15 protein-coding genes and 1 tRNA gene are annotated in these 17,041 nt (G+C 49.0%); 8 read left to right on the forward strand and 8 right to left on the reverse strand.

The genetic code is table 11. The features are described 5' to 3' along the window. Window positions 1–17: 17 nt before the first annotated feature. From CSQ88_RS06290 to CSQ88_RS06300, 3 genes are read right to left on the reverse strand one after another with little or no spacing between them, the layout of a single operon-like run. A complete protein-coding gene (locus CSQ88_RS06290) occupies window positions 18–1,406 on the reverse strand; it encodes an efflux transporter outer membrane subunit (RefSeq protein ID WP_180273553.1) in 1,389 nt (462 codons plus the stop codon). 12 nt (window positions 1,407–1,418) lie between these two features. Beyond that, entirely contained in the window at window positions 1,419–2,570 is a 1,152-nt protein-coding gene (locus CSQ88_RS06295; protein WP_180273554.1) for an HlyD family secretion protein, read from the reverse strand. Continuing rightward, entirely contained in the window at window positions 2,563–3,090 is a 528-nt protein-coding gene (locus tag CSQ88_RS06300; RefSeq protein ID WP_218963013.1) for a DUF3302 domain-containing protein, read from the reverse strand. Before CSQ88_RS06300 ends, CSQ88_RS06295 begins: the two co-directional genes overlap by 8 nt. Window positions 3,091–3,299: 209 nt before the next feature. Between CSQ88_RS06300 and CSQ88_RS06305 the strand changes: the two genes are divergently transcribed. Beyond that, window positions 3,300–3,557: a hypothetical protein gene (locus CSQ88_RS06305; RefSeq protein ID WP_099397258.1), complete on the forward strand. Its 258-nt coding sequence runs from the start codon at window positions 3,300–3,302 to the stop codon at window positions 3,555–3,557. Between the two features lie 161 nt (window positions 3,558–3,718). Continuing rightward, window positions 3,719–4,462, forward strand: coding sequence for a helix-turn-helix transcriptional regulator (locus CSQ88_RS06310; RefSeq protein ID WP_099397259.1), 744 nt, complete (start codon window positions 3,719–3,721; stop codon window positions 4,460–4,462). Between the two features lie 171 nt (window positions 4,463–4,633). Here the strand turns inward: CSQ88_RS06310 and CSQ88_RS06315 are convergent, their stop codons facing one another. From CSQ88_RS06315 to CSQ88_RS06325, 3 genes are all read right to left on the reverse strand, one after another. Further along, window positions 4,634–5,317, reverse strand: coding sequence for an amino acid ABC transporter permease (locus CSQ88_RS06315; RefSeq protein WP_099397260.1), 684 nt, complete (start codon window positions 5,315–5,317; stop codon window positions 4,634–4,636). Continuing rightward, complete coding sequence (locus CSQ88_RS06320) at window positions 5,314–6,048, reverse strand: amino acid ABC transporter permease (RefSeq protein WP_099397261.1); 735 nt, start codon at window positions 6,046–6,048, stop codon at window positions 5,314–5,316. Before CSQ88_RS06320 ends, CSQ88_RS06315 begins: the two co-directional genes overlap by 4 nt. A gap of 220 nt (window positions 6,049–6,268) precedes the next feature. After that, complete coding sequence (locus CSQ88_RS06325) at window positions 6,269–7,072, reverse strand: ABC transporter substrate-binding protein (RefSeq protein ID WP_099397262.1); 804 nt, start codon at window positions 7,070–7,072, stop codon at window positions 6,269–6,271. Window positions 7,073–7,363: 291 nt separating this feature from the next. Between CSQ88_RS06325 and CSQ88_RS06330 the strand changes: the two genes are divergently transcribed. Next, window positions 7,364–8,149: a M949_RS01915 family surface polysaccharide biosynthesis protein gene (locus tag CSQ88_RS06330; RefSeq protein WP_099397263.1), complete on the forward strand. Its 786-nt coding sequence runs from the start codon at window positions 7,364–7,366 to the stop codon at window positions 8,147–8,149. 188 nt (window positions 8,150–8,337) lie between these two features. Further along, window positions 8,338–8,958 carry a hypothetical protein gene (locus CSQ88_RS06335; protein WP_099397264.1) on the forward strand — a complete coding sequence of 207 codons (621 nt, stop codon included), beginning with the start codon at window positions 8,338–8,340 and terminating at the stop codon, window positions 8,956–8,958. A 258-nt stretch (window positions 8,959–9,216) separates the two neighbouring features. Here CSQ88_RS06335 and CSQ88_RS06340 read toward each other — a convergent pair. Then, a tRNA-Arg gene (locus CSQ88_RS06340) sits at window positions 9,217–9,293 on the reverse strand. A gap of 146 nt (window positions 9,294–9,439) precedes the next feature. Here CSQ88_RS06340 and CSQ88_RS06345 point away from each other — a divergent pair. Together CSQ88_RS06345 and CSQ88_RS06350 are read left to right on the forward strand one after the other, a co-directional pair. Beyond that, window positions 9,440–10,189 carry a cytochrome c5 family protein gene (locus CSQ88_RS06345; RefSeq protein WP_099397265.1) on the forward strand — a complete coding sequence of 250 codons (750 nt, stop codon included), beginning with the start codon at window positions 9,440–9,442 and terminating at the stop codon, window positions 10,187–10,189. 227 nt (window positions 10,190–10,416) lie between these two features. Further along, window positions 10,417–10,737 (forward strand): multidrug efflux SMR transporter, encoded by a 321-nt coding sequence (locus CSQ88_RS06350; RefSeq protein ID WP_099397266.1) that lies wholly within the window; start codon window positions 10,417–10,419, stop codon window positions 10,735–10,737. Between the two features lie 51 nt (window positions 10,738–10,788). On the opposite strand, the gene CSQ88_RS06355 is transcribed toward CSQ88_RS06350, so the two are convergent. Continuing rightward, entirely contained in the window at window positions 10,789–12,237 is a 1,449-nt protein-coding gene (locus tag CSQ88_RS06355) for an aminoacyl-histidine dipeptidase (protein ID WP_180273555.1), read from the reverse strand. 819 nt (window positions 12,238–13,056) lie between these two features. On the opposite strand from CSQ88_RS06355, the gene rarD reads away from it, so the two are divergent. Continuing rightward, complete coding sequence (gene rarD, locus CSQ88_RS06360) at window positions 13,057–13,995, forward strand: EamA family transporter RarD (RefSeq protein WP_099397268.1); 939 nt, start codon at window positions 13,057–13,059, stop codon at window positions 13,993–13,995. A 207-nt stretch (window positions 13,996–14,202) separates the two neighbouring features. Beyond that, complete coding sequence (locus tag CSQ88_RS06365; protein WP_099397269.1) at window positions 14,203–17,022, forward strand: IPT/TIG domain-containing protein; 2,820 nt, start codon at window positions 14,203–14,205, stop codon at window positions 17,020–17,022. The last annotated feature ends 19 nt before the right edge of the window (window positions 17,023–17,041 follow it).

Genomic DNA, 17,041 nt, shown 5'->3' on the forward strand with positions numbered 1-17,041 from the left:
CCGGATTGATTTAGCCACTAGACGGGATAAATCCCTCCTAATGCCAGGTGGAGATTAACGCGCTGAATCAGGCGCTCGTTTTGTATACGCAGCATCGACATCTGGCTGTTTGCCAGATTAAGTTGCAATTGTTGCAGCTGATAGCGATCGCCCTTGCCTACTTTAATCATCACGCCTTGCAAATCGATCAGCTTTTGCTGATCGGCTAGTAAAGCAGCCAGCAAATCACCGCGTTCAAGCAGCTTTTGCTCGGCATACAGGCCCCCTTCAATTTCAGCCAGGGCATTGAGTACCGTCTTGGCGTAATTCACCGTGCTTTCCTGCTGCTGCAGCGTTTTAACTTCTACCTGCGCATCCAGCGCGCCACCGGTAAAAATGGGAGCAAGCAGACGACTATTCACGCCCCAAAGCGGGTTGCTTAAGTCTTTTTGCAGCACCAGCAGGCTGTTATCCAGCACGCCCAAACCCGCCATTAAGCTGACAGAAGGAAGTTTGGCTTTTTTAGCTGCTTCCACCTGATAAAAAGCAGCACGAAAGCGGCTTTCGGCGGCACGGATATCAGGGCGTCTTTCGGCTAAATCAGAAGGCAGGCCCACTGGAATCGGCTGCAGCTCACGGGGCAGTGAATGAGCCACCGCCACTTCTGCCGCTGGATAACGGCCTAGCAATACTTCCAGAGCTCGCCTCGCCGAGCTGAATGCCTGCTCGCTTTGCAATAATTGCTGGCGATAATTCTTCAGCAGGATCTGGTTATTCAACACATCCTGCTGGGTATTGCGGCCAATTTTTTTAGCGCTTTCAATCAATGCCAGCTGCTTTTCTGCCAGCACCACCATAGACTGCACCAACTGAATCTGCTGCTGAGCTTCGGCGGCAGCCAGCCAGGCTTTGACCACAGCCGCCGCAACAGACTGACGGGCATAGAGGGTATCGAGCTCTGCAGCCACTGATAATTCACGGCTTGCCGCCTGACTGCTGCGTGTTTTACCCCAAACATCAATCTCCCAATTGGTGACCAGCGCAAGGCCATTCATTGCCAGCGACGAGCTGGGAATCGTTGCATCCCCTGCCTGCCCACCCACGCCTAAGGTTGGATAAAGTGCGGCTCCGGCGGCTTTTACTGCGCTGTGCGATTGCTCCACACGTAAAGCCGCCAGCCGCAGATCAGGATTATTCTGCTGAGCTTCACGGATCAGTTGCAACACTTCAGTGGGTAATGCAAAACCAAGAGCCGCTGCATCAAATTCACCTGCACTGCGGGCAAATTTCCAATTCGCCGGAAACTGCAGCTCTGCCAAAGCAGCCTGCTTCAGGGCGGCGTGATCGGGGGCCGGGGTAATCGCGCAAGCTGCGAGTGTGAGTGCACAAAACCCGGCCAGCCCTAATTTAATCATTTCTTTTCTCATCAGGCGCATTCCTTAGTGCAGCTTCAGCACAAGATAATTCACCTTAGATTGCGCACGAATCATCACCATTCTTAACAAATGCAGCGCAGCCAGCTTATCGGTATAAATGGCAGCACCGCCGCGTGCACCCATCGGTATAAACAGGTTTTCATCGCCTTCACGTGGCTCTATCGTCAGCTTGACAGCATATTTTTGCGGCAAAGGTGCAGAGAGATATTCAGCAGGCGTATTAGGAACAACGCCTCCCTGAACCAGCTGCCCCTGACCATTTGCCCAGACAATTGAATCCACTTTTGCATGCACAACATCGCCAGGCAGGCTTTTAAAAGCTATTTCAGCCTTATCGCCCGGATTAACATAGCGCAGCTCGTTCTGCTCAAAAAACGCCAAGATGCGCTGCTCATGTTCAACAAAGCTCAGCGCAGGTTTAAAGGGCATGCTCACCAGATAATTACCAGGCCGCACGGATACATTCACGGCATAGCCGTCAGCGGGCGCACGCACCACTGTAGATTGCAAATCATAACGCGCCGCTTCCAGCTGAGCCTTGATTTGCGCCACGCTGGCCAGATCAGGGCCTACCACGCCTTCTAGCTTGGTCTGAATCTTGGCTTCACCTGCTTTGGCATTGGCGACAGCAGATTCAGCTTTTTTAACTTCGGTTGTAAAGCTTTCAACATCAAATTGCGGGCCCGCCCCATGCTTAGCCAGCTCGCGCGATTCGCCAAGGCGTTTACTCATCAGATCAAGATGTGCCTGTGCTGCAATCAGATTGCTTTTGGCGCTATCCAGATCCTGCCACAGCGTTTTCGAAGTTGCCGTTGCATCGGCCAGCTTGGCTTCGAGTTCTTTGACTTTTAAGCGATAAGGCGTGTTATCGATTTCCAGCAGCACCTCGCCTTTTTTGATCAGCTGATTGCCTTCCACTGCAACACGGGTCACCGTGCCTTGCACGCGGGGAATCACCTCAACCACATGATTAATCACGCGCACATCACTTGATGAAGGCGTCACCACATTAATGGTAAATATAATTGTGGCGGCCAGCGCAAGCGCGCCAGTCACAGCCCCCACCTGCGTTTTGATATTCCACGGAATAATTTTTAGTTTGATACAAAACAGCCAAACCAAAAAAGCATAACCACCAATGATAATTTCAAGCACGGGTATCTTCCTCGATCAGAATGGCCTCAGGCACAGGCGCTTGCTTCGCCAGAATTAACTCGCGCTGCTGAGTTAAGCCTTCCATTTTTTCTTTTAACAGCAGCAGCTCATCATCCACGATGGCAAGATCTAAAGGTTTATCGCTGTGCTCGCCGTTGGGTTTGCGGAAAAAATCATCGTGTTTATCCGTGCCATATGCCTGTTTATAAGAGGTGGGTTTGGTAAACGCCCATAACCACGCAAGTGGCCAGAGCAAGCCACCAACCGCCAGCGACAACAGGCAAAGCACCTGAATGGCGTGCTTTTGCGGATGATTATGTTTTTCAGCAAAGACTTCCGGCAGTACGTGTACTTTCCAGAATAAATATATGGCCACAATGGGCACTGCAATTAAAACAACCCAGACCATTACATCGGCAATGGCTTCTTCCATGCCGGCCATAGCCCAGGCAGATGTGGGCAAGAGCGATAAGAAGAGGGCTACCCCTCCACTACCAACCCATCGTTGTAGTTTTGGCATATAAGTCCTTTTCTTTAAGTTAATTACAAATACTAGCATAAGACAAAATTAATGCATTATTCATCGTTTTACCAAATATAAAAACTTTGTTTCTAGACAAATTTTTTGAAAAAAATAAAATTAATTTTTATTAACTTTAAAAAATGCATTAATTTCTTTTTTATAAAAATATATTTAATTTCGATGGAGATGAAATTTATAAAAAATTGATGTCTGGTGTTGCATACTCTGTTGCATGGCTAAACGCTGAAAGTTGTGTTCCTAAAAAAATAGAAGTTATTTCATCGTCAGGCCCTCAGGGTTTAATAAATGGTGGACTATTCACCAAACATGCCTGCGTGCTCACTGTTTCTTTGGCCATGGTGAAATTTAGCTGGCTTGCAACGCCGTATATTTTAAAAAAACACGCAGCGCTTTTTATGCAGACTGATGGTTTTATTCTGCCAGCTAAAAATTTGGCTCAGTAAATGAGCAGTACAGCCACCTTATTTATAAGGTTTATGCATATTTTTTACATATGGATAGATTGAAGGGCCAGCGACACTTTACGTGAGCCGGTTAAAAAATAAAACTTCTTTGCTGGTTTTGGCATAATACAAAACCTTGAGTATTAAAAAACGCTACCATCATGTCCCAAACTCATCAGCTGATCACAACCCTGAAGCGTTTGCTTAAAGTAAAAAACGTAACGTATGCGCAGCTTGCCCGGCATTTAGAGCTGAGCGAGGCAAGCGTTAAGCGTCAGTTTTCCCGGCAAAGCATCAATTTGCGCACTTTAGAATCGATCTGCAGTTTCATCGGTTTAGAGTTGGATGAGCTGGTACTGGCGGCAAGCCAAACGCAGAGCAAGCTGACCCAGCTAACAGAAGCTCAGGAAAAATACATCGTGGAAGACCCAAAACGGGTTTTGGTTGCCGTGTGTGTGCTTAAGCATTGGACAATGGATCAAATTGTAAGCAGCTACACCCTGAGCGAATCAGAATGTATTGGCTATTTGTTAGAGCTTGACCGGCTTGGCATGATTCGTTTGCAGCCAGAAAACAAGGTTAAGTTGATCATTGCAAGGGGATTTTCATGGCTTCCGGGTGGCCCGATCCATCAATTTTTTCGCTCTTATGTTCAAGCCAACTTTTTAGAATCTGATTTTCAAAGCTCAAACGAGCTCATCCGTTTTCAGCAGGCCACCTTAAACGAAGCTGAAACCAAGCGCTTTCAGCAGCGTATCAGCCGATTACTGCAGGAATTTTCCGACTTACACCAGGACGCGCTCAACGCTCCTGATAATAGTGAGCGTTTGACCATGGGTTTGCTGATTGCCATGCGCCCCTGGGGACCAGAGATATTTGATGCACTGAAGCGCCAGCCCGCTTGAAGCAGCTGCGTGCCTTATTCAGCCCAAGCCCGGCAGCTGTGATTAACAATATTGCTGCAGCCTGCTCGCCGGTACAGATTGCGATAAAAGCAGCTTTATAGATTGTAAAGCTGGAATTGATACAAGCGTAAGTTAAAACGCCAACGAGATATTCAAGCCTCACTTCTCCATTCAGGCCGTACCCAAACGCCCAGCCAACACCCGCTTTCCCAGCCATTGCACAGCGCTGCAGAGCAGTAAATAAACCAGCGCAATAAAGCCGAAGACTTCCAGCGGGTAGACTTGCTCGCGGCTGTTGACTTGGCTGGCGACGAAGGTAAATTCGGCCACGCCAACGATATAGGCCAGCGAGGTGTCTTTCACCAGCACCACCCACTGATTTACAAAAGAGGGCTGCACAATACGCAGGGCTTGCGGCAGGATGACGAGGCGCAAGACTTGATAGCGGTTCAGGCCGCTGGCGTGAGCGGCTTCCCACTGGCCATCCGGCACGGCGCGTATGCCCGATTGCACGGTGTAAGCCAGATAGGCGCCAGAAACAAGCGACAACGCGGCAATCACGGTGAGCACGCCAGGGATATCGATGCCAAAGGCAATCGGCAGTAAAAAGTAGCACCAAAAAATCAGCAGCAAAACCGGAATAGCGCGCAGCAGCTCGCAGACGGCCAGCAAAATTCGCCGCAGCCAGCCCTGGCTTAGCGTGAGGCTGATGCCCCAAACCAGCCCTAAAATACTGGCGAGGATGGCGGCGCTGGATGCCAGAATCAGCGTCAGGGCGATGCCGCCCAGCGGGCCGTTGGGCCAAGCGCCGACAAAAAAGAACAGCAGATTATTGCTAATTACGGCGGTATTCATGCCCACCTCCGCACAGGTTTGGCCACGGGGCCAGCTAAAGTGCGCTGCACCAGCACAATCAGCAGCACATAGAACACGCTGGCCACGGCAAAAGACTGGAATGTAAGCAGGGTTTGGGCGTCGATCTGGCGGGAGCGGTAAGAGAGCTCCATCACGCCTATCGCCATGGTGAGTGAGGTGTTTTTAATGGTGTTCAGCCATTGCCCTAACAGCGGTGGCCACGCGGTTTTAATCGCCTGCGGCCAGACTACCCAGCGTAAAACATCAAGTGGGCGCAGCCCCAAGGCCCGGCCAGCATCCCACTGCCCCTTCCCTACGGCATTCATGCCAGAGCGGATATCCTCGGCAATAAACGCCATAGCATAAAAAGATAAAGCCACCCACGCGGCGATAAACTCAAACGAGGGCAGCCCAAGAAAAATATCCCCGGCCTGCCAGAGCACATGCGGGCTATTGAGCCAGAGCATCCACGCCTCGGGCAGCAAGGAGCCCACGGCAAAATACCAGAACAGCACCTGCACCAGCAGCGGGATATTGCGGATCAGATGATGTGGCAGTGCCAGAATCCGGCTGCCTGACTGATGCCGGGCAATACCCAGCAGCACGCCAGCAACAGTGCCGGTGAAAATCACAGCCACAGAAAGTAATAAGGTAATCAGCAAGCCTAGGCCCAGCGTCAGAATATGCGGCCAATCCAGCCAGCCATTGCCCAGCCATGCGGGGGGATTCATTTCCCTTACTCCAATAAAAAAATGCGCAAGGGCGAACCCTTGCGCTAAAAAATGTCGATACCAGGAGATAAAACAATGTCTAAAACGCAGGTAAAGCTCATTACGGTACTTCCTGCTTCATCCGAAAATTACAAATACCTGTTTACTACGCCTACAAAAAAATACTTCCAGCGACCTTGCAAACACCATGTTTGCAAGGCTCAGAGAGAGAATCGCTTAATTAAACCTTGTCACCAATCTTAAAATCACGCGGTAAGGCTGCGCGGCTTTTTGGGCCAAACCAGTGATCGTAAATCTTTTTCGCCTGGCCGGATTTTTCCAGCTCCAGCAAGGCGTCGTTCACCTCTTTGCTCAGGCGCTCTTCGCCACGCGGGATGCCAATGGCCTGATATTCACGCGTTAATGCAAAAGGGGAAATCTCGTATTTGGTTTTGTCCGGCGCGTTGGCCAGCAATGCCAGCAGCTTGGCGTCATCCTGGGTAATGGCTTGCACATTGCCATTACGCAGCGCGGTGAAAGCTAAAGGCGTATCGTCATAAGCCACTACAGGAGTGCTTGGGTATTTTTCGCGCAGCAGGGTTTCCTGCGTGGTGCCTTTATCTACACCGATACGCAGCTTGGCGATATCTTCAGGAGTTTTAAGCACACCTTTTCTGGCGATAAATTTTTGCCCGGTGGCAAAGTAGGGTGTGCTGAATTCAACCTGCTTACGGCGCTCTTCGGTAACCGTAAAGTTAGCTGCTACCAAATCCACTTTATTTGCAGTCAGCAATGGGATGCGGTTGGCCGGATTCGTTGCCAGCAGCTCCAGCTTTACGCCCAGCTTTTTAGCAATCGCCTGAGCGATTTCCACATCAAAACCCACCAGCTGGCGGCTGGTTTCGTTTACAAAGCCAAAAGGCGGGTTGCTGTCAAAAGCGGCTACACGGAGTACACCCGCTTTTTTGATATCGTCCAGCTTATCAGCCAAGGCTGGGCCGGCAATAGTTGTAAGGATCAGAGCTAGTAATAGTGAGCGTTTCATGATTTATTCTCTTATCAATTTTTATTGAAAACTGAGGTGAATCTTGGATTTAAGATTCAGAATTTGGTAATCAACCGCAATGAATGCATCATGCCTGATGGTCTAAATATTTAATAAGACTTTAAAATTTGATTTATATAACTATATTGAATATTAAATCCCCGCGATCTTTACACCCTGATGAGATCCGTGGCTTTAGCTGATCTTGCGTAAAATGCGCTCAAAGCGCTTTTTTGATACAAGAATCATGAAAGTTTGGATCATCCGTTTTGGCATAAGGAGAATATCCAGATGCGATTTTTATTAGCGGCAGCGCTTCTGGCCCTTACAGCATGCAAGCAACCCAGCCAGCCGGTGCAGGCAGATCGCAGCCCTGCTTCTGCCCCACTTACATTGCTAAGCAAAGTGAAAGATATTCCCGCCGGAATCAGCATTCAGGGCAAGCTGCTGCAGGCATTACGCTGGCAGGATAAAAGTGGCGATAATCTGCTGTTGCTCAGCCAGGCTGAGGGTGATTTTCAGCCATCAAAAGATGGATCTAATGATGTGCGTGATGCACATGTCTACGCGGCCCATTACGTACTCAGTGCCGGTAAACCAAGGCGGCTATGGCTGCTTCAGGACGGTGTGGAGCAGTGCATGTTTGATGTGGCTGCAGCATTTGATCCGGCCGCAACCCGCGTGGCCGATCTGGATAGTGACGGGGTAATGGAAACCATACTTGGATACAGCCAGACCTGCACCAGCGATGTCAGCCCGCATAGTTACAAGCTTATTTTGCATGCAGGCAAGGCTAAATACGGGTTGCGGGGCACAGACCGTTTCGGTGTGACATGGCGGGATGAAGATACAGGGCAGCTGTCAGGTACTCCACTACTTGCTGACTGCAGCCTCAGCAGCCAGCAAGCTCTGCTTAACAGCAAGAAGACAGCGGGCTTTGACGAGCTGCCTTTACCAGGCTGCTACGCAGATGAAAAGGATTTTGCCGGAGCGCCCCCGGCTTTTCTTCCCGCCATGCGCCAGCAGTGGCACAAATTGATGCAGCAGCAGGATGCAGAGTGGCGTAAGAGCCTGTAAACAAGGCAGGACTAGAAACAGCAGCACATCCCAAAGAAGCAGAACACTTTTCTTCCAATATAATAAGCAAACCCTAAACACGCTTTATTCAGGTACGAAGCTGTGTGCGGGCCGATAAACAAATACTGTCACCTATACTTCTGATTACTTTGTCAATTCATTCAAATATCTGACACAAGGAGTTAGAAATGCCTTTTAATATCAACAACCCAATCAATCAGGGAAACGGCCCTTTATGTGGTGCGGCCTGCGCTGTATTTGTCTCACACTGGCTGGCAAATCAAGATCTGAATATCCCAGTTGATCCAAATGTTCTGCTGGGGGGGACGGTTGCCGATGAAATCCGCTTGGCCATGGACGCCACACGTACCTGCTCTTGTACTGATAACCTTGGCAGCACACCCGCCAATATAGCGGCTTATCTTAAAAGGCTGCACCCCCATGCACGGATTTACGCCCCAACAGAAATGCTAAGCAACTGGTCTACCCGCCCCTGGTACCCTGCATTACGCTTAGGCTTACAAACAAGCTGCAATCTGAATTGGTCCTGCGGCTGCGCTTGTGCCCTTCCGGGCGGGGTTTTAGGCGTTAATTATCTGACCATCAGCATGATCAGCAAATCCCTTGCATGCCCGTTATTCTCAAGCGCTTATTACGAAGGGCACTTTATTGTGCACACCGGAGTTGACCGTATTATGGATCCCAATGGCGTGATCCTGATCGGCCCCAATAAAGACCAATACCTTTCCGGCGGCTACTTCAGCCGGGGCTGGGCATCAGTCGGGCTGGATCTGCATATCTACAGGTAAGCCCCTGCCTGCTCTATGCAATAGAAATAACCCGACCTTGGCGTATCCGTCACATGTAAATTTACAAGAAACAAGATAAATAACGACAGATCAGGAAAAAATAAAAAGAGAAAAACAAGAAATTTGCCTAGATTTAAGGCAGAAGAGGAAATACATCAGAGCAAAAAAAATCAAGGTAAAGTGTAAGCTTAAACCACTTTTTCATGCAGTTTAAATTCAGCCAGATAACCGTAAACCTTGATTTTATTGATATTTAGTTGGTGCGCCCAGTAGGAATCGAACCTACGACCTTCAGCTTCGGAAACTGACACTCTATCCAACTGAGCTATGAGCGCACGACAGGAAGGACCGCATAATAACGTGTTTATGCGCCCCAGTCTACGTGCAGGCTTTGTTCCTTGCTGCAAAATGTCGGTATAATCACCCTCAATCGTATATGGTTTTATTTCCAACTCATGAACTTACATAAAAAGGGATGACAATGAGCGGTAGCAGCGTGAAAGCGTCAAAGGGCATTGCTGGCATGATTCTGGCGGCAGTGATTGGGGTGCCGCTATTTGTTTATCTGCTTATCAAGCTGTTTACGTCAGGCAGTGGTGTTGATATCACTCGCTCGACCATGACGACTGAGGCAGTTTCAGCGCGCTTGCAGCCAGTGGGCAGCATCAAGATTGTAGATGGTGGCCCTCCCGGATCAAAAAGCGGTAAAGCGGTTTACGAAGCAGTCTGTGTTTCCTGTCATGGCACTGGCCTAGCCGGTGCACCAAAGTTTGCTGATGCTGGTGCCTGGGGTGCCCGTATTTCTAAAGGCTTTGAAACACTCTGGACTCATGCGATCAAAGGCTTTAACGCCATGCCGGTAAAAGGCGGCGCAGCTGATTTAACAGATGATGAAGTCAAACGTGCCGTGGCTTATATGAGCAATGCAGCCGGCGCTAAGTTTGAAGAGCCTAAAGTGGAAGGCGCAGCAGCTGGCGGCGCGGTTGACCCTGCGACTAAAGGTAAAGAAATTTACGATTCAGTATGTATGGCTTGCCATGCAGCGGGTCTGGCAGGCGCGCCTAAGTTTGGCGATAAAGCAGCATGGGCTCCACGCTTGAAAGATGGTGTTGACAGCGCGATTGCAATTGCAACAAAAGGCCTGAACGCGATGCCACCGAAAGGCGGTTATAGCGGCTCTGATGCAGAATTTACTGCAGCTGCACAGTATCTGATCAATAGCAGTAAGTAAGCTTGCTGTCTGGAAATAAAAAGCGGGCATTGATTGCCCGCTTTTTTTGCCTTACGAGTAATAATTTCCCTTGTTGCTTCCCCTTGCTTCACCGAAAATAACGGCTTGTCTATGCCATTGGTTTAATTCGGCAATCGCTCGTTTAAATCTGTATGGCCCGCACCGTATTTCTTCCGGGTTTCCGATATGGTGTGATCTGTCAGCCCGTGGTGTGCAAGGCACTTTTTATGTTTAGTTATTGGTTGGTATTAGGTGTTGCTGTATTTACTGAGATTGTCTGGGCTTTATCACTTAAGTATGTTCAATTAAACCCCAATCCTTGGGTAATTGCAGGCTCTGTTGCCCTTTCGTTTTTAAATATGGCGCTGCTGTCTTATGCAATGAAAGGGATACCTGCAGGTACTGCGTATGCAATCTGGACAGGCCTGGGTGCTGTGGGTGTAACAATAGGCGGGATTATCTTGTTTGGTGATCCGCTGGGCTCTACCCGAATTTTCTTTTTATGCCTGATTGTCAGCGGCGTAGTCGGCCTGAAAATGGCGAGTTAATCATAAAAAAAGGCCAGCTTAAATAAGCTGGCCTTTTTGCATGGCGTTTACTCAGGCTTTTGGTACTGCAGCCAGAGTATCAACCAGCAATTCCCAGAAAGAAGCCACAGAGGCAATTTCAACGCGCTCATCAGGGGAATGTGCTCCGCGAATGGTAGGGCCAAAAGACACCATATCCATCTTTGGATAAGCAGCGCCCAATAAGCCGCATTCCAGGCCAGCATGAATAACCTGAACTTTTGGCTTTTCACCATAGCGCTGCTGATATACGTTTTCTATAAGCGCTAAAGCAGTCGATTTCAGATCAGGCGTCCAGCCAGGGTATTCGCCTTCTTCTTCAACCAGGCATCCCCCCAAGCGGCCCACTGCAGTAATGGCATCGGCCAGCTCACGCATGCGGATATTTTTGAGCGATCTCACCATTAATACGGCCTCAAAGCGGCCATTATCAACACTGACCACACCCAGATTATTTGAGGTTTCTACTACGCCAGGTAAAGATTTACTCCAGCAGCGCACGCCATGCGGCAGTGCCAGCAGCATATCCAGCGCCAGACGTGCATGAGCGGCCACCGGCACCAGATCGGCCACAGATGGTTTGAGGGCAATAGATAAATGAGGATCGGTGCCAGCTAATTCATCACGGAATAAAGCCTGATGACTATCCACAATTTCAGCCAGACGCGGGGCATCGCAAGCCGCTACCGAAATTTTAGCAAAGGCTTCACGCGCCAGGGCATTGCGTAAAGTGCCGCCATTAAATGAAACTAATTTGGCCTCAATATCACGGCAGGCTGCATTAATCACCCGTGCCAGCAAGCGAATTGCATTACCGCGCTCAAGGTGAATATCTACCCCTGAATGCCCGCCCACGAGGCCGGTTAAAGAAATTTCAAACACATCAAAGCCAGCGGCAAGAGGCTCGGTGCTGAGTTTGCGCGACAGGCTGATATCCACCCCGCCCGCACAGCCAACGTAAACTTCGCCCCATTCTTCGGTATCCAGATTCAATAACAACTGACCTTGCAATATGCCCGGTTCCAGCGCGCGCGCGCCGGTCATACCGCTTTCTTCATCGATCGTCAGTAAAACTTCCAGCGGGCCATGAGGTAAGTTGCTTTCCAGCATGGCCAGTGCTGCAGCCACACCAATTCCATTATCTGCACCAAGGGTTGTCCCCTCGGCATGCACCCAGCCCCCCTCAATACGGGTCTGGATAGGATCTTTCATAAAATCATGACTATGGCTGGCATTTTTTTGTGCAACCATATCCAGATGCCCCTGCAGTACCACGCCTTGCCTGTCTTCCATGCCCGCAGAGGCTGGCTTACGGATAATTAAGTTTCCGCCCTTATCCAGCTGTGCATGCAAGCCACGCGCTGTAGCCCAGGCCTGAATATGATCACGCAGGGCCGATTCATGCCGGGATGGCCGTGGAAAGCGGCAAATCGTATCAAAATGACACCACAATAGGTTTGGAGCAAGATCAGTAATTACCATGATTAATCTCAGTCAATGACAGATACAGCAAATTGCCGGGCAGGCAAACGGGGTTATAAAGAATTTCTAAGCAATCTGCGGCGACTTTGGATAATAAGTATGCAAGGAGGCCCGTTTGTTTTCTAATAAATAATTTTCTGAAAACGGTCTGTTTACAAAAAAATGACAAATGATACAGGCCATTTATATAAAAATCAGGGAGTAAATGATTAATTACTCTGAATAAATGCTGCTAAAAATCAAGAATCACAACAACGGCCCCTGGCTCTGTTTTAATTGCAAATTCTTCAAAACAACAGCATGCCACAGACGAAATGGTTCGTCATGCAGAAAAAATGCTAAACATTCAACAGAAAAAGAACTTTTACCAGACTGTATTTTCCCTTGCAGCCAATTGACAAAAACCGGATGCAGAAATCGCTGATTCAATTTCACTTTATATCTGTTTTATTTATTTTTCCAGCCAATAAATTCTTAAATCACTGAAGAGACAATTTATCTCAGAACCTGCATAAACATTATTATTCTTATAAATGATGAGCATCCGCATTAAAAAACCATTCTCTGATAAATCGCTGAGCAGCCTGTTTATTCATCAAAAAGCAGGCGCGCATTATATATGAAGCGGCTTTCCATTTAAAAGAAGGGATAACAGACACTGCTAACATCTCATGACAAGTGGTATTATCAGCAGTGTTTTTCACAGGATCAGCCCGGCCATTGGTGATCCTCTCAGAAAAACTAGGGGGCTGCTTTTTTAGATTCCCCTATTGCAAAAAAACACACCAAACATCCATTTTCACTGCAAAAAGATCACCTATGCTGTCTGGCCAAGGTTTATTTCTCTCCCTCATCGCCTCGCTGGTTTTCTCTGTATTAGGCTGGTACAGCACTCAGCTCACTCCTCTTCAAGGCTTAGACATTTTTGCTTGGCGCGTAGTCTGGACTGTCCCGGCTATGTTGCTGCTTTTAGCCCTGCTAAAACATGGTAAAAAAATGCGCAGCACCTTGCAGCGCTTCAGGCACGAGCCGATTTTGTGGCTGGCTCTTCCTGTAAATGCACTTTTACTGGCCATACAGCAACTGATGTTTATGTGGGCTCCCCTAGAGGGGCGCCTGCAAGAAGTATCACTCGGCTATTTTCTATTACCGCTTGTGATGGTGCTGGTCGGTTTTTTTATTTACAAAGAACGCCCAAGCAAATTGCAATGGCTGGCTGTTTTTTTTGCACTACTCGGTGTGATGCATGAATTATGGCTGACGCGCGCTTTTTCCTGGGTAACTTTAGTAACCGCGCTTGGCTACCCGCCTTATTTAATGATACGACGCGCCTTACACCTCGACCCGTTTAGTGGTTTTTTAATAGAAACCCTGTTTATTTTACCCGTAGCGGCGCTGATGATTTATCTGCACCCTGCTGCAACAGACGCCCTGCACACAACGCCCATGCTCTGGGTTTTATTGCCCTGCCTTGGCATCATGACGGCCACAGCATTTGTGTGTTATTTAATGGCCAGCAAATTACTGACAATCGGCCTGCTTGGTATTTTGGGCTATGTTGAACCGGTTTTACTCTTTTTTATCTCGCTGTTTGTACTTGGAGAGCCCTTCAGTGCTGCAGGCTTAGGGACTTATATTCCAATCTGGCTGGGTATTATGCTGACCTGCTGGCAAAGCGCACACACCCTGCACCAGCAAAGAAAATCCGGCATCAACATCAGTGCTCAGGAAAAAAAAGCTCCTGAAAACGGGCATTAAACTGAATCATTCTTTAATTTAATCTGCTTATCAGATTTGGATAAAACCATATTCGCATCTGTTTAAAATCCACATATTAGAAATTACTTACGTAGTACGTGTTACATAAACAATTGTTTGATTTGCATAGAATCCTGGGCACTCATTCGGCATACGAAACCATCCCTGATCGACTGAGCTCATTTTAAATACGCCTCAGGATTCTCTGTGTTTTCAAGCATTGCAAAACTCGCCCCCAAGCAAACCATACGATCACTTTTCAGCGTAAGCCTTATACTGACAATCAGCGCATGTGGCGGCGGAGGGGGCGGCAGTGATGCGCCGGTCAATCCTGGCACACCGGGCAATTCTACGGGGCTGGTAGGCACTACCCCACCCCCTGTCGTTCCCGTACTTCCTCCTGCATCACCTTTTAACATCGATACCATCAGCCCCCTTGAAGCGGGCGAAGGTGTCACGATTATGATCAGGGGGCTTGGCCTGTCTCAGGTCAAAAAAGTATTAATTGATCAGGCAGAGCTGCCATTTAAAGTTATTTCCGACCAGCAAATTGAAGCCACCATTACTTCTGAAGCCCAATCAGGCGTAGTCACGCTGCAAAAAGAGGGCTCTGTGATTCAGTCTGCCCAAAAAATCACCATTGCAGGTCCTGGGGTCGACACGCTTTCAAGCACAGAACTTAACACCGGCGATACGCTGGTGCTGAGTGGCAAGCAATTAAATCAGGTAAAAAGTATTCGTCTGGGCGGCGTGATTCTGCCTAAGGTCAGCCAGACTAATAATCAATATATCGTCAGCATCCCTGCAAGCGCACGCTCAGGGTTTATCAGCCTTGAAGACAAAAACGGCGACATGATCACTCTGGCGCAAGCCATTCAAATCTGGCAAACCGTTGCCCAGCCTGCTTTGCTACCGGCTGCGGGCTTACCCGGACAAACCATCAGCCTGCAAGGCCAAGGGATTGAGCAAATTGAACAAGTGATATTTGCCAATAAACAAACTGCGGTTATTCGCAGCCGCAGCGAAGGCCAGCTGAGCGTAAGCGTTCCTGACAATGCACAGAGCGGCCCGATCACACTGATCTGGGGGAAACGCAGCTTACAAAGTAATACCCGTTTTGAAGTGACGCCCTTAGTCAGCGTCAGTGCCATGAGCCCTTTAAGCGGCCAGGCCGACAGCCAAATTACGCTTTCTGGCCAGGGCTTAGACACGGTGACGAGTGTGAGCGTGGCAGGCATCAGCGCAAAAATCATCAGCAAAACGCCCACGCAGCTGCTGGTGCAAATTCCTGCGAATGGCAATGGAGAAGTGGTATTAAAATCGGGCACGCAAACGGTATCTGCCGGCAATTTTAAATTAGTTGTTCTTCCGCCAACCGTAGTGGCCCCGGTGAAGCCAACCATTAATTTAGAAAGCGTAGCCGTAGTACAAAACTACTCACAATTAGTGGGAGAAAGCTATCAGCGGCTGGTACTTGGTAAAACGACAATTGTTCGTGCCAGCCTCACCACCAGCGCCAATAAGCTGAGCAGCCCGCGCGTATTGCTCAGTGCCACACTGAATGGCGTTTCCCAGGGGCAGCCCTTAGAAATGAGCGGGCCGGCTTTTGTGCCTTCATCCGTTGCCCGCAACCAGCTTGATCAAAGTTTTAATGTAAAACTGCCTGAAAAATGGATCAAACAAGGGCTGAACCTGCGGGTAGATGTCGATCCTGATCAAAAAGTAAGCAACGGCTCCAGCAAAAGCATCAGCCCGGCCGTGGGCTTGGCCACGAATATGGATCTGGTGCTGGTGCCCTTACAAATTAATAACGATGGCAAGGGCAACCGCATTAGCGCCAAAGCGCCTGATGAGGCCTCTGTGCGGCAAATGCTGAGCAGGTTATTCCCGCTGGCTGGAAGCTCGCTCAAAATCAGCTTTCGCAGCCCGTATACACTGACCACAGTCAGCTCCACCACAGAAATGAAAAGCATTGATGAAGCAAACACAGGCTCGGCAGGCTGGAGCCGTGCTCTTTCAGAGCTGAGCCAGTTACGTATCAAAGAAGGCAGTGGCCGTCACTATTATGGCCTCGTGCCAGACCCCAATTTTAGCGGCGGCATTGCAGGGCTTGGCTATGTCAATCCAACCAGCTCAAGCAATGCAAACACCACGGCCATTGGCCTTGATGCAAATTACGATGAAGATTTAACCACTATGGGCCACGAGCTTGGCCACAATCTGAGCAGACCCCACGCACCTTGCGGTGGCGTAGGCAACCCAGACCGCAGCTTCCCTTATGCGGGTGGAAAAATTGGCGACACACTGCCTTTTGATCCAACAAGCAATCGCCTGCTCACACTGGATGAAAATAGTAATTCAGACATCATGGGCTATTGCAATGGCAGCTGGTTCTCTGACTACAATTACGCAAAGGTTCAGGAATTCCTAGAGCAGCATAACTACGCTCTTGCACCAATGGCAGCGGGATATTCTATCCCAATGAAGCTGATGGATATTTCTGGCAGCATCAGTGCAACAGGCGTGAGCTTTGATCCGATCACCCTTCGCAGCGGCAATACCAAAGCGGTTACCCAGGGCGATTACGAGCTGCATTTAATTCAAAGCAATGGCAAAGCGATTATTCAGCGCTTTAACCCGGTTGAAGTTGCCGATGCCCAAGGCGCTGTAACGCACTTTTTTGTCAGCATCCCCCAAACAGGCGCTTTAACAGGCATTGAGGTATGGCATAAAGGCAAGAAAATCGGCAGCCAGCAAGGCCAGACACGGGCGGGTGCAATGGCCGGAAACCCAAGTGGTGCAAAAGTACAGTGGCAGGAAATAGCAGGTAAGCTAGTAATGAACTGGGATAGCAAACGCTACCCTTATTTGAGCGTGATGCACCTTGGGCAGTCCCGCCAGCTGCTTGCGCATCAGGTGCAAGGCGGAAAAATAGCGATTGATCTGGCAGGCGTTCCTGCCGGGGGGCAATTTGAACTATCGCTGTCTGATGGTTTAAACCCAAGTTTGATTCGATTACAGCGCTAAAAAATATGGCCGGTTTTAA

The organism is Iodobacter sp. BJB302 (genome assembly GCF_002735645.1).
In the GTDB taxonomy this organism is placed as follows: domain Bacteria; phylum Pseudomonadota; class Gammaproteobacteria; order Burkholderiales; family Chitinibacteraceae; genus Iodobacter.

Excerpts from the sequence above, each read along its gene's own strand:
- CSQ88_RS06330 (WP_099397263.1), top strand. The coding sequence starts at position 7,364 with ATGCGATTTTTATTAGCGGCAGCGCTTCTGGCCCTTACAGCATGCAAG.
- CSQ88_RS06335 (WP_099397264.1), top strand. The coding sequence starts at position 8,338 with ATGCCTTTTAATATCAACAACCCAATCAATCAGGGAAACGGCCCTTTA.
- CSQ88_RS06355 (WP_180273555.1), bottom strand. The coding sequence starts at position 12,237 with ATGGTAATTACTGATCTTGCTCCAAACCTATTGTGGTGTCATTTTGAT.
- CSQ88_RS06305 (WP_099397258.1), top strand. The coding sequence starts at position 3,300 with ATGTCTGGTGTTGCATACTCTGTTGCATGGCTAAACGCTGAAAGTTGT.
- CSQ88_RS06310 (WP_099397259.1), top strand. The coding sequence starts at position 3,719 with ATGTCCCAAACTCATCAGCTGATCACAACCCTGAAGCGTTTGCTTAAA.
- CSQ88_RS06315 (WP_099397260.1), bottom strand. The coding sequence starts at position 5,317 with ATGAATACCGCCGTAATTAGCAATAATCTGCTGTTCTTTTTTGTCGGC.
- CSQ88_RS06290 (WP_180273553.1), bottom strand. The coding sequence starts at position 1,406 with ATGAGAAAAGAAATGATTAAATTAGGGCTGGCCGGGTTTTGTGCACTC.
- CSQ88_RS06300 (WP_218963013.1), bottom strand. The coding sequence starts at position 3,090 with ATGCCAAAACTACAACGATGGGTTGGTAGTGGAGGGGTAGCCCTCTTC.
- rarD (WP_099397268.1), top strand. The coding sequence starts at position 13,057 with ATGCTGTCTGGCCAAGGTTTATTTCTCTCCCTCATCGCCTCGCTGGTT.
- CSQ88_RS06325 (WP_099397262.1), bottom strand. The coding sequence starts at position 7,072 with ATGAAACGCTCACTATTACTAGCTCTGATCCTTACAACTATTGCCGGC.
- CSQ88_RS06345 (WP_099397265.1), top strand. The coding sequence starts at position 9,440 with ATGAGCGGTAGCAGCGTGAAAGCGTCAAAGGGCATTGCTGGCATGATT.
- CSQ88_RS06350 (WP_099397266.1), top strand. The coding sequence starts at position 10,417 with ATGTTTAGTTATTGGTTGGTATTAGGTGTTGCTGTATTTACTGAGATT.
- CSQ88_RS06320 (WP_099397261.1), bottom strand. The coding sequence starts at position 6,048 with ATGAATCCCCCCGCATGGCTGGGCAATGGCTGGCTGGATTGGCCGCAT.